The organism is Providencia sp. PROV004, assembly GCF_011045615.1.
Taxonomy (GTDB): domain Bacteria; phylum Pseudomonadota; class Gammaproteobacteria; order Enterobacterales; family Enterobacteriaceae; genus Providencia; species Providencia rettgeri.
This window is the reverse complement of sequence record NZ_CP042859.1, coordinates 4,451,417-4,463,904: the sequence shown is the minus strand read 5'-3', so window position 1 is coordinate 4,463,904 and position 12,488 is coordinate 4,451,417. Positions and strand designations below refer to the sequence as shown.

Annotated in this window: 12 protein-coding genes; 3 read left to right on the top strand and 9 right to left on the bottom strand. The window is 42.6% G+C overall.

All coding sequences use genetic code 11. The features are described 5' to 3' along the window. Position 1: 1 nt before the first annotated feature. Positions 2–862: an MIP/aquaporin family protein gene (locus FVA69_RS20700; protein WP_004265297.1), complete on the bottom strand. Its 861-nt coding sequence runs from the start codon at positions 860–862 to the stop codon at positions 2–4. Between the two features lie 305 nt (positions 863–1,167). Here FVA69_RS20700 and zapB point away from each other — a divergent pair, with 305 nt between their 5' ends. Beyond that, positions 1,168–1,407, top strand: a complete 240-nt coding sequence (zapB, locus tag FVA69_RS20695) for a cell division protein ZapB (protein WP_004265299.1) — start codon at positions 1,168–1,170, stop codon at positions 1,405–1,407. 334 nt (positions 1,408–1,741) lie between these two features. Here the strand turns inward: zapB and rraA are convergent, their stop codons facing one another. The 7 genes from rraA to priA form a co-directional block, all read right to left on the bottom strand. Next, entirely contained in the window at positions 1,742–2,266 is a 525-nt protein-coding gene (gene rraA / locus FVA69_RS20690) for a ribonuclease E activity regulator RraA (protein ID WP_109912966.1), read from the bottom strand. Positions 2,267–2,385: 119 nt separating this feature from the next. Then, positions 2,386–3,309, bottom strand: coding sequence for a 1,4-dihydroxy-2-naphthoate polyprenyltransferase (locus tag FVA69_RS20685; protein ID WP_004907041.1), 924 nt, complete (start codon positions 3,307–3,309; stop codon positions 2,386–2,388). A gap of 187 nt (positions 3,310–3,496) precedes the next feature. Continuing rightward, positions 3,497–4,831 (bottom strand): HslU--HslV peptidase ATPase subunit, encoded by a 1,335-nt coding sequence (gene hslU, locus FVA69_RS20680; protein ID WP_004265302.1) that lies wholly within the window; start codon positions 4,829–4,831, stop codon positions 3,497–3,499. A gap of 11 nt (positions 4,832–4,842) precedes the next feature. Beyond that, entirely contained in the window at positions 4,843–5,373 is a 531-nt protein-coding gene (hslV, locus tag FVA69_RS20675; protein WP_004265304.1) for an ATP-dependent protease subunit HslV, read from the bottom strand. A gap of 166 nt (positions 5,374–5,539) precedes the next feature. Further along, positions 5,540–6,346 (bottom strand): cell division protein FtsN, encoded by an 807-nt coding sequence (gene ftsN / locus FVA69_RS20670; RefSeq protein WP_004907048.1) that lies wholly within the window; start codon positions 6,344–6,346, stop codon positions 5,540–5,542. 73 nt (positions 6,347–6,419) lie between these two features. Continuing rightward, on the bottom strand, positions 6,420–7,448 hold the full coding sequence (cytR, locus tag FVA69_RS20665) for a DNA-binding transcriptional regulator CytR (protein WP_004907050.1): 1,029 nt from the start codon (positions 7,446–7,448) through the stop codon (positions 6,420–6,422). A gap of 342 nt (positions 7,449–7,790) precedes the next feature. After that, complete coding sequence (gene priA / locus FVA69_RS20660) at positions 7,791–9,989, bottom strand: primosomal protein N' (RefSeq protein WP_164529267.1); 2,199 nt, start codon at positions 9,987–9,989, stop codon at positions 7,791–7,793. 218 nt (positions 9,990–10,207) lie between these two features. Between priA and rpmE the strand changes: the two genes are divergently transcribed. Next, positions 10,208–10,423 (top strand): 50S ribosomal protein L31, encoded by a 216-nt coding sequence (gene rpmE / locus FVA69_RS20655; protein WP_004265313.1) that lies wholly within the window; start codon positions 10,208–10,210, stop codon positions 10,421–10,423. A 263-nt stretch (positions 10,424–10,686) separates the two neighbouring features. Here the strand turns inward: rpmE and metJ are convergent, their stop codons facing one another. Continuing rightward, positions 10,687–11,004, bottom strand: a complete 318-nt coding sequence (gene metJ, locus FVA69_RS20650) for a met regulon transcriptional regulator MetJ (protein WP_004265315.1) — start codon at positions 11,002–11,004, stop codon at positions 10,687–10,689. A 315-nt stretch (positions 11,005–11,319) separates the two neighbouring features. Here metJ and metB point away from each other — a divergent pair, with 315 nt between their 5' ends. Further along, positions 11,320–12,480 carry a cystathionine gamma-synthase gene (gene metB / locus FVA69_RS20645; RefSeq protein ID WP_109912969.1) on the top strand — a complete coding sequence of 387 codons (1,161 nt, stop codon included), beginning with the start codon at positions 11,320–11,322 and terminating at the stop codon, positions 12,478–12,480. Positions 12,481–12,488: the final 8 nt, after the last annotated feature.

Sequence of the window (12,488 nt, the reverse complement as noted above, 5' to 3'; positions counted from 1 at the left end):
TTTAAGCCTGTTCCGAGGATTTGGTGTTTTTAACGGATAATTTTTCTGTTTTGGTCTCTTCTTCACATACCATGCAAGGTAAGTGGCGACCAATTAGTTTGCGATAGGCGAATGCGCCTAGCAGACCACCAACAATAGGTGCTGTCAATGGGACGAGAAAATAGGGAATATCGCGGCCACCGGTGAGAGCGATATCACCCCAACCAGCGAGATAAGCGACAACCTTTGGACCGAAGTCACGAGCTGGGTTGAGTGCAAATCCTGTGAGTGCGCCAAATGACCCGCCGATGACGGCAATCAAAATACCAATTAATAATGGAGCAAGTGGGCCACGAGGGACACCATTGCCATCATCGGTTAGGGCGAGTATTAAGCAAACAAGAATGGCAGCAATAATGACCTCAATAAAGAATGCATGAGGAACACTAATTTGTGGTGCAGGGTAGGTTGAGAAAACACCAGCAGTGAATAAGCTTTCTTGTGAGCCTCTAATGATATGGTGGACTTGGTCGTAATCGAAAAATACAGGGGAATACATTGAGTAAACTAAGGCGGCAGCAAAGAAGCCTCCTAGCATCTGTGCGATGATATAAGGGACGACTTTGCGTTTATCAAAACACGCAAATAGCCATAATGCGAGAGTAACGGCTGGGTTTAAGTGAGCACCGGAAGTACCCGCTGTTAGGTAAACGGCTAAAGCAACGCCGAAGCCCCAGATAATACTAATTTCCCATAAACCTAGTTGTGCGCCAGCTATTCTAACGGCAGCAACACAGCCTAGACCAAAAAATACCAGTAGCGCAGTCCCTAAAAACTCTGAGATGCACTGACCTGTGAGTGATGTAGTCGTCATTTGGCTCATATGTTTCTATCCTACGAAAATGAAAAATATTGTAATGTTTTTTTAAGTTAAGATTTTCTAATCGAAAATCATTAACTGTGAATTTATCGTTAAAGAACATAAACGAGAAATATCGAAATTGAAAAATGTGTGTTGCATCACTAAAGCGAAACAAAACAATCAAAAATAGTGATGAATTCGACCTTTGTGATGTGATCTGACCAGTGTTTTTTTATGAAGGTTATTACGATTCAGAAGGAAGGAACTGGACACAGAGGATCATGCTACTTACAATCGTGTAAAAGCTGATAAGGGAGACCAGAATTATGTCATTTGAAGTATTTGAGAAACTCGAATCCAAAGTCCAACAAGCGATTGATACAATCACACTGTTACAAATGGAAATCGATGAATTAAAAGATAAAAATGGTGCACTAAGCCAAGAGTTGGAAACAGCAAAGTCAGGTACGGATTCACTGGTGCGTGAAAATGAACAATTAAAACAAGAGCAGCAAGCTTGGCAAGAGCGTTTACGGACTCTGCTAGGTAAGATGGAAGAAGTGTAATTTCTCGTCATACTTCGCGTTGTAGGGGTGTTGGCTTCGTCTCTTCGCCCAAGTCACATACTTGTGTATGCTCCTAGGGTCTTATCGACTTTGCCGCCTACCTACAACACGAATTATTTAGAGAAATCTTTGTTATGCCTCACATTGCAGGGGTGTTGGCTTCGTCTCTTCGCCCTAGTCACATACTTGTGTATGTTCCTAGGGTCTTTATCGACTTTGCCGCCTACCTACAACACGAATTATTTAGAGAAATCTTCATCACACCCCATGTTCTAGAGTATAAAAATAAGGGCTGCAATAATTTGCAGCCCTTATTTATAGAATTTTTAACGGATTACGCGTCGATATTGTCATCTTCGATAAAATCGTCGGTCTCAGACGGGATTAATGGCTCTTCAGAAAGAATAATGCCAGTGTTATCGGCATAAAGGTAATCACCTGAGAAGAAAGTGACGCCGCCGAAATTAACGCGGATATCACTTTCACCGATGCCTTCATCTGGGCAACCTGCAGGCATCGCCGCAATAGCTTGAATACCGAGGTCAAGCTCCATTAGTGCATCCACCTGACGGACGGCACCATAAACCACAATGCCTTCCCAGTGGTTATCAACGGCGAGTCTTGCAATTTCAGCATCAATGAGTGCCTTACGGACAGACCCGCCACCGTCAACCAGTAGAATGCGCCCAGTGCCGTCTTCTTCCAGCAAATCATACAGTAGGCCATTATCTTCAAAGCACTTAACTGTAATGATTTGACCGCCAAATGAAGTACGTCCACCAAAGTTGGAGAAAAGGGGTTCTACCACATTAACGCTTTCTTGGTAAATATCGCAGAGTTCGGAAGTATCATATTTCATAGGAGTTAGGTCTTTTTTGCTGCAAGAGGTAGCCAGTATATCCCTTTTCAACAGTACTTGGCAAAGTTAGCCGCCTAAAAATAGGCGGAAAAAGTCAAAAAAACGACAAATAGTGACTGTTATTTGCTCATTACAACGCCAATGGAGAATAAAACGTTGGTCACGAGTGCAGCTTTCACCATATTTTCGAGTAAAGGACGCATGCCTTCTGGGGTAGGGTCACTCAGAACGCGGCGTAAATGGTTCATTAGCATCGGTACGGCTAATAAAAATAACCAACCACTCCACCCGTGCAAGTAAATTAGGTTAAAAAATGCCAAACATAAAATTGCCGCAACAATAATAATGGTGTGATAAATCCGAGCCCCTTGGGGACCTAAACGTACCGCTAAGGTGTTTTTACCTGCTTTAATATCATTTTCGATATCACGCATATTATTGATATTCAGTACTGCGACAGAGAGCAACCCACAGGCAGTTGCGGGCAGGACAGTGATGATATTAAAACTATTAGCTTGTAAATAATAAGTCCCAATAACACTTAGCCAGCCAAAGAAAATTAAGACAGAAATATCCCCTAACCCTAGGTACCCATAGGGTTTTTTGCCAACGGTATAGGTAATTGCAGCAACGATAGCAATAAGGCCTAATGCGACGAAACCAATGGCATCCTCTGGCTTTTCACATGCGACAATAATTAATAGTAAGCCAGAAAGGCAGGCCGCTGTAATATTTAGCTTGAGCGCCTTTTTCATGTCCGCTTGCGTGATAACACCTTTTTGCATACCACGTAATGGACCAATACGTTCTGCTGTATCAGAGCCTTTGACTGCGTCACCATAGTCATTCGCAAGGTTAGATAAAATCTGTAATAAACCCGCCGTGATGAGTGCTAATAAAGCGACGGGCCATTTAAAATTATTAGTTAAATAAGCGAGTGCAGAGCCTGTCACAATCGCAATCACCCCTAAAGGTAGGGTTTTAGGGCGGAGACTTTCAATCCAAGCTTGTTTACGACTTATTGTTGTGGATGTCGACTGCATGCAGTTACCTATAATTCAAACTCTTTAGAGATGTGTTCTTAATAATTTAATAGCCCATCATATAGAGAGATACCTGAGTATTTTCAATGTAATGGGCAGAATATTTAATAGAAAAAAGTGCAGCGATAAAAGCTGCACTTTAGTCGATGTATATTAAGGATACATGAAAACCAGATAATTAATAAGATTATAAAATAAATCTACTCAGGTCTTCATCCGCCACCAGCTCATCTAAGTGCTGTCTGACATAGTCTGCATCGATTTGGATAGTTTGCCCGTTACGGTCACTGGCATCGAAAGAAATATCTTCCATTAAACGCTCAAGCACGGTGTGCAAGCGACGAGCACCAATGTTTTCGGTTGACTCATTGACTTGCCATGCGGACTCCGCAATTTTACGAATACCGTCAGTCGTGAATTCAATATTCACGCCTTCTGTTGCCATCAGCGCTTTATACTGTTCAGTTAATGAGGCATTTGGTTCCGTCAAAATACGCACAAAATCTTCAGTTGTCAGCGCTTGTAATTCAACACGAATTGGCAAGCGACCTTGGAGTTCAGGGATCAAGTCTGATGGGCTCGAAACTTGGAACGCACCTGAAGCGATAAACAGAATGTGGTCAGTTTTGACCATGCCGTGCTTAGTCGAAATGGTGCAGCCTTCGATTAATGGCAGTAAATCGCGTTGAACCCCTTCTCGAGAGACATCTGGCCCCGAGCTTTGGCCACCACGTTTACAAATTTTGTCGAACTCATCGATGAAGACAATACCATTTTGTTCAACTGCTTCAATCGCTTGTTCTTTTAGCTCTTCAGGGTTGACTAATTTAGCCGCTTCTTCTTCAACTAGCAGTTTGAATGCCTCTTTGATTTTCATCTTACGTGGCTTCTGCTTTTGGCCTGCTAAGTTTTGGAACATGGATTGTAACTGGTTCGTCATCTCTTCCATGCCAGGAGGCGCCATAATTTCAACACCCATAGGGGATGCAGCGACTTCAATTTCAATTTCTTTATCGTCTAATTGGCCTTCACGTAATTTTTTACGGAATGCTTGGCGAGCAGGGGAATGCTCATCCGTTGGTTCAGACTGCCCCCAGTTATTTTTTGCTGGTGGAATAAGAACGTCCAAAATACGCTCTTCAGCCATTTCTTCGGCACGATAGCGATTCTTTTCAATAGACTGTAAACGCACCATTTTAACGGCGGAGTCAGTTAAATCGCGAATAATCGAGTCAACTTCTTTACCGACATAGCCGACTTCAGTAAATTTAGTCGCTTCGACTTTAATAAATGGCGCATTGGCTAATTTCGCAAGGCGGCGAGCAATTTCAGTTTTACCCACCCCTGTTGGCCCAATCATCAAAATATTTTTTGGGGTGACTTCGTGACGTAACACTTCATTTAACTGCATACGGCGCCAGCGGTTACGCAGAGCAATCGCAACAGAACGTTTGGCTTTATTCTGGCCAATAATATGATTGTCGAGTTCGCTGACAATTTCGCGTGGAGTCATTTCGGACATACTAGCAATCCTTATGATTTTGAAGAAATTTCTTCAAAGTTGACATTATGGTTGGTGTAAATACAGATATCACCTGCAATAGCGAGTGCTTTTTCAGCGATCTCTTTGGCGCTTAAGTCTGTATTTTCTAACAAAGCACGTGCGGCTGATTGCGCATATGGGCCACCGGAGCCAATAGCAATTAAGTCATTTTCCGGTTGAACCACATCACCATTACCCGTAATGATCAGTGAAGTGTGTTCATCGGCAACAGCTAACAAGGCTTCTAACTTGCGAAGCATGCGGTCAGTGCGCCAATCTTTAGCAAGTTCAACGGCCGCTTTCGTTAAATGGCCTTGATGAAGTTCGAGTTTGCGCTCAAACAGTTCAAATAATGTGAATGCGTCTGCGGTGCCACCGGCAAATCCGGCAATGACTTTGTCGTTGTATAAACGGCGAACTTTGCGGACATTGCCTTTCATGACGGTATTACCCATCGTCGCCTGTCCATCACCACCAATTACGACCTGGCCATTACGGCGAACACTTACGATTGTTGTCATGAGTTAGCCCCTGGTTTATTACAAAAAAATGCGGTTGTATGTGATTTTCAAAAGAATAAATTCAAGTGATAGTTGTCTAATTAACTATCACTTGAACTAGGTTGAAGCCACAAAGTACCGCTCATGAGTACATTAAAACAGTACATGGGGGGGAAGGAGGAATTTTTCAACCCCCAGAAGCACGAAGAATACAACCGGAAACACCTGCACCTGCTGCTCGGTCACGCATTTTTTCGGCAGTGGACTTGGAATAAGGCCCTAAAACGATACGGTGCCAACCTCCACCTGCGCTTACACGGCTTTCAATACCTGAGAATGCCAAAGTAGCTTGCACAGACTCGGCTTGTTCTGCTGTACGGAATGAACCACATTGAACAACCATATTTTGCAAGCTGTTTGTCGGTTTAGTGCTTGGTGCCGTTTGTGGCTGAGCTGCGGGCGCGGTTGGTTGAGCCTCAAGTTTTGGAGGGATATTGACCACCGGTTTACGTTGTACTGGCTCGATAGGTTGAGCTGGCTCATTGATGAGCACTTGGGAGCGCGGTACTGGTTTACCGTTTGCAGGGATTTCTTGCAAGTTAGTGACAGGCTGGCGTCTGTCAGAATCAATTTGTTCTAATAGCTGGCGCTGTTCAGGTGTTAAATCTGATGGGCGCACAATATTATTGCCAGTACTCGGTTGTTGAATATTTGGCATATCCACACCACGACGTTCGAGCTCTTTAATATAGCGCCAACGTTCTTCAGGCTTTGGTGGAAGCGTACTTCCCGGTGTTGTTGGTGTGACAACTTGGGGGGGCGGTGTGTCCTTTTTATTTTGAGTGATATAAAACAGGCCGCCAACAAATAGCACGACAATTGCCACAGCAACAACCAATGTTGTCATTGGTAGTCCTTGTGCTTTCTTTGATTTACCTTTGCTTTTTTTACGGGCGGATGAGCGCCCCCGAGCTACATAATCTTTTTGTGCCACGCTATTAATTCACTAGTTATCAATTGTTCGTCATCATTTGGTTTAACATGTTACTTAACCCGAGCAACTTTGACTAGCTTTTAGGCGCTTTTGTGCTCTCTCTGATGATTAAATCAGAATCTAGGAGACGTGAACCCGGGTTTACATTGTGTCCATGGATTTGCTCAAGCAGTAATTGCATCGCATGATGACCAATTTCAGCACGAGGTTGATTAATAGTTGTTAGGGCTGGCAAGGTGTATTTTGATTGCTCTAAGTTATCGAAACCAACAAAAGAAAGGTCATCAGGGAGCTTCAAGCCCATTTTTTTCGCTTGCCACATCGCACCAATCGCCATGATATCACTGTGACAAAAGATAGCAGTAGGTGGTTCGGGAAGTGACATTAATGTTTTCACGGCTTCAGCGCCACCTTCATGGGTAAAATCGCCACGAATAATATAATTTTCACGCAATTTTTCGCCTGTGCGCAACATGGCTTTTTTATAACCTTCTAAACGGTATTGACTTAAAGGCATATGATCAGGGCCTGCAATACAAGCAATCAGTTTATGGCCTTGTTTTTGCAGGTAATGTGTCGCATTAAATGCAGCCGTGAGGTTATCGATATGCACAGTAGGCAGTTTTAGCTCAGGCGCAAATTCATTTGCCATCACTATCGGAGGAAGGTTTTTCTGCTCTTCCGTTGAGATATCGAACGGAATATTGGAACCCAGTAAAACCATACCATCAATTTGTTTAGTAATAATGAGATTAATAAAAGCATTTTCTTGTTTTTCTTGGTGTTTACAGTCTCCAATCAAAACAAAATAGCCTTCTTGAGCAGCGATTTCTTCAATCCCGCAGACGACATCACTAAAGAACGGATCGCGGATATTGGGAACAAGCACAAGAATAGTTTTTGATTCATTGCGCTTATAGCTTCTAGCAAGGTTATGAGGATAATAACCAACATCCATCACCGCTTGTTCCACTTTTTGGCGTGTTTGCAAAGAAACTTTTTCCGGGTTCATGAGTGTTCTTGACACCGTCGCTGTCGAAACGCCCGCGGCACTAGCAACATCTTTCATCGTTGCCGTGTTATTGTGTTTTTTACTTTCCACAACGCCTTCCTTAGATTGATTTAATCGTTTGCTTTTTTTGAATGGCGCAAGTACGTCATTATTAGTAGCTATTCTAATTGGTTTCTCAATAATATCTGTTACCTAGTTTGCATAAAAAGTGTGACTTGCGTCATTTTTTAGAGCTGCTTCGCAAATTTTGAAAATAATTCTAAGGGTAAAAAGATAAATGAAACTCAATGTGTGTAAAAAGCGCTCAATTTAGTTGTTTAGCATTATAGGGTAAATAATTCAAAGTTATCAATATGCTGCAAAGACAATATTGGTTATAGCCTATAAAGTTAAATGGCTAGATAAAATGAATCCTTTAACATTGTTCATGGGTTAACAATCAGTTGGGTCCACATCAATATTCCATTTTACTTTGCGACTTTCTGGGTGTTGAAGAATTTCTGGTAACAGTTTCGCCATAAACTGTTGTAAATAAAGTCGCGAAGGGTGTTGCAATAGCAATTGCCAGCGGAATCGGCCGCCACGTTTAGCTTGAATCGACGGCGAGGGGCCTAAAATCCACATTTTTGCATCACTTTGTGGGTGTTGAGTTATATATTGCCGCACATTTTGCAGAAATTGACGCGAATCTTGGTTATTGTGATCTTCTGAGCGGATCAGTATATGGTTGGTGTAAGGCGGTAGCATGGCGATTCGGCGCTCTTCCATCGCTTCTTGGGTAAATGCGTTGTAACCCTCTTCAAGCAGTGTGAGCAACAGTGGGTGTTCGGGATGGTGGGTCTGTAAGAACACTTCACCTTGTTTACCGGCTCGCCCTGCTCGGCCAGAAACTTGTACGTATAATTGAGCAAACCGTTCGGCTGCACGAAAATCACTCGAGAACAAAGCTCCGTCAACATCTAATAAGGCGACTAAGGTGACATCAGGGAAATGGTGGCCCTTGGCTAACATCTGTGTGCCAATAAGAATGCGAGCTCCTCCTTCATGTACTTGATTTAAATGTTGTTCCAGTTCGCCTTTACGGCTCGTGGTATCACGGTCAATACGCGTAACGGGAGTGTCAGGGAACAGTTCACAAATACCTTCCTCAAGTTGCTCAGTTCCCATTCCAACAGGCACTAAATGCGTTGAACCACATTGTGGGCATTGATGAGGAACTGGGCGCTGGCTGTCACAATGGTGGCAGCGTAATTGATGGAAATTTTGATGCAAGGTGTAATAGTGGTCACAGCGCTGGCACTCAGCAATCCATCCGCATTCATGGCAAATTAATGCTGGGGAATAACCACGGCGATTTAAAAATAAAATCACCTGATTATTTTGTGCAAGGTGTTCTTTAATATGTTGAATTAATAAGTGAGAAAGGCCAAATTTTAGTGGCTGGCCTTTTAAGTCAATAAGATGTTGAGCCGCAGGGCGTGCATTACCGGCACGAATAGTGAGATTTAATTGCCGATATTTATGTTGCTGTACATTTAGTAAGGTTTCTAACGATGGCGTCGCAGTGCCCATCACAATAGGAATATTGTTCTTTTTAGCGCGAAAAACGGCTAAATCACGTGCATGATAACGCCAACCATCCTGTTGTTTGTATGAGCTGTCATGCTCTTCATCAATAATAATAATGCCAAGGTGGGCGAAAGGCGTGAACAGTGCCGAACGTGTACCAATAATAATGGCATTTTGACCTTGCTTGGTGCGTAGCCAAACTGCTAAACGTTCGCTATCGTTCAGCCCTGAGTGTAAAACATCAACAGGCGCATTGAAGCGCTCACGAAAGCGGCTGATAGTTTGTGGGGTCAAGCCAATTTCAGGCACCAAAACTAAAGCTTGTTTACCTTGAGCAAGAACATTTTCCAATACGCTCAGATACACTTCTGTTTTACCGGACCCCGTTATCCCTGCGAGCAGCCATGGCGAAAATTGGTTATCTTCAGCGCGTATAGCACCGACAGCGGTGGCTTGCTCACTATTAAGCCGCAACCGTTCACCGCAAACTGTAAAGTTTGGTTGCCATTTTTCGCTCGTCGGTTGAACGGGATGTAACTCAATATAAGCTTTCTTTTTCAGTGCTTGTAGAGCACTTTCACTGATTTCAAGCTCATTCACTTGATGGCGATAAACGGGTCTACGACGTAAAAGTGCGAGGGCCTGCTGTTGTTTTGGGGAGCGTTTTAGCTCATTAAGGTCAACGGCTAAGCCTTCATCTGTCACTTGCCATTGCCAAATAGGGGTAAATTCTGCAGGTTTACCTTGGCGCAATAGAGTGGGTAATGCGTGGAATAGTACTTCGCCAATTGGGTAGTGATAGTATTGGGAAGACCACAATAATAGTTGCCAAATATCATCAGGGAAGAGCGTTTGATGGTCGAGAACCAGTTCGATAGCTTTTAATTTATCTTCAGCAAACTCGCTTTTATCGCTGTGTTTTACCACAATACCTAAGGCTTGACGCTTGCCAAACGGCACCATAACACGGCTGCCAATCACTGGCAGTGGCATGTTGTCAGGAAGGCGATAATCAAATGTGCGGTTTAATGGGACAGGTAAAGCCACCTGAACGACGATCATATCTGGGTTTCCGTCTATTTTTTATGCGATAATGCGAGCGATTGTTGACTAGAGTACCACAAAATTTACTCAGTTTTCATTGCGTGATAAACAGAATTTCTGTATGATCCGCCGCCTTTGGTATTTATTTTTACCAATATATTAAATTCAATCAACACGACGTGTGGTGTCCGGCGTTAGGGCTGGAATGGCGACACGGCCTTAATAGAGGTTCTCCCATGAAAAAAGGTATTCACCCTAAATACGAAGAAGTTACTGCAACTTGTTCTTGCGGTAATGTAATGAAAATTAATTCAACTGCTGGTCACTCGCTGAACCTGGACGTTTGTGGTAACTGCCACCCGTTCTATACTGGTAAACAGCGTGATGTTGCGACTGGTGGTCGTGTTGATCGCTTCAACCAACGTTTCAGCATCCCAGGTTCTAAAAAATAATCGAACTTGTGAAATGCGAAAAAAAGGGAAACTGAGTTTCCCTTTTTTAATGCCCAAAATAAGCGTTTTTATGTCTAAATGAAGAAATTAGAAGTGATAAACGACACCGAGCATGATGTCATTACTGCGTACTTTGACTTTAGACTTGAGCGTATCGCCATTATAGTTATAGCTATCTTGAATAAAACATAAGGAAAGGCACTACGTCGCAAGGTTTGCGACGTAGTTAAAACTTTGAGGCACGTAATGGCGACTAATTAGGATTAATATTCCCACGTTTCAGGGTCGATACCTAATTCGCGCATGATTTCTTTTGCAGCTTCAGGGATCTCGTCATTACGTTCTTTACGCAAGTCTTCATCATTTGGCAGTGGTTGGCCTGTGAATGCATGCAAAAATGCTTCACACAGTAATTCACTGTTAGTGGCATGACGTAAGTTGTTGATCTGACGGCGAGTACGCTCATCAGTTAAAATTTTTAGTACCTTCAAAGGAATAGATACTGTAATTTTCTTTACTTGCTCACTCTTTTTGCCATGTTCAGCATACGGACTGACATACTCACCATTCCATTCAGCCATGGGTTACCTTGGATATTTTCAGTAATAATTAAAAATAATATACATATTCTTTTTAATAGGAACTTATTCTAAGCTCTAAATCGAGAATATCTGCATATATGTTCGATGAGGATTCACTTATTTTAATACAAAATAATGTTTAAAATTAACAAGTTAAATCCACTTATGCGATTGACTATCAATTTACACATAATTATTAAGGCTGATTATTCCATTACTTGATATAAACGTAAAGAGGTTTAGACGTCTAGATATGTTGACGTCTAAACATCCGATGGGTATGATTTGGCCTATCACTGTTCAGGAGAAGCGTTTATGACTTACAAGCCGTCAACCATCGCAATTCATAATGGATTAAATGATGACCAACAATTTGGTTGTGTTGTGCCTCCCATTTATTTGTCTAGCACCTATAACTTCACTGATTTTAATGAGCCTCGCGCACATGACTACTCACGCCGTGGAAATCCAGGTCGCGATATTGTGCAAAAAACATTGGCACAGCTTGAGGGGGGGAGCGGCGCAGTAATGACCAACAGTGGGATGTCAGCGCTTCATTTACTCTGTACTGTTTTTTTACAGCCCGGTGATCTATTAGTTGCACCTCATGATTGTTATGGTGGAAGTTATCGGTTATTTAATAGCCAAAGTCAGCGTGGGGCTTACCAAGTGCAATTTGTCGATCAAAGTGATGAATCTGCATTACGAGCTGCGCTCGCTAAAAAACCTAAATTAGTCTTAATTGAAACACCCAGTAACCCATTATTAAGAATTTTTGATATACAGCATATTGCGCAATTAGCGCATGATGTTGGCGCGTTAGTGGTTGTCGACAATACATTTTTAAGCCCTATCCTCCAGCAACCACTGTCATTAGGGGCTGACTTTGTTGTGCATTCATGTACAAAATACCTTAATGGTCATTCAGATATTGTGGCTGGTGTAGTGATTGCCAAAGAGGAAAAATGGGCAATAGAATTAGCGTGGTGGGCGAATAATATTGGTGTCACTGGGGGCGCTTTTGATAGCTACTTATTATTAAGAGGCATCCGAACTCTATCCCCTCGTGTGTTACAGCAACAGCAAAACGCACAAGAGATCGTAAAATATCTTAAATCGCAGCCTTTAGTGAAAAAATTGTATTATCCTGCATTGGAAGATCATCCTGGGCACGAAATAGCGCTGAAACAACAAAAAGGTTTTGGCGCCATGTTGAGTTTTGAATTTGCAGGTGATGAGTCACAACTTCGCCATTTTCTTCGCTCACTTAGCCTGTTTACATTGGCGGAGTCATTGGGTGGGGTGGAAACATTGATTTCCCATACTGCGACAATGACGCATGCAGGTATGTCAGCAGAAGCTCGTGCGCAAGCGGGGATTACAGATAGCTTGCTAAGAATTTCAGTGGGGATTGAAGATCCTCAGGATTTAATCACAGACTTAGATCACGCATTTCAGGTTGCGGGACAACGTTAGCGGAGTTT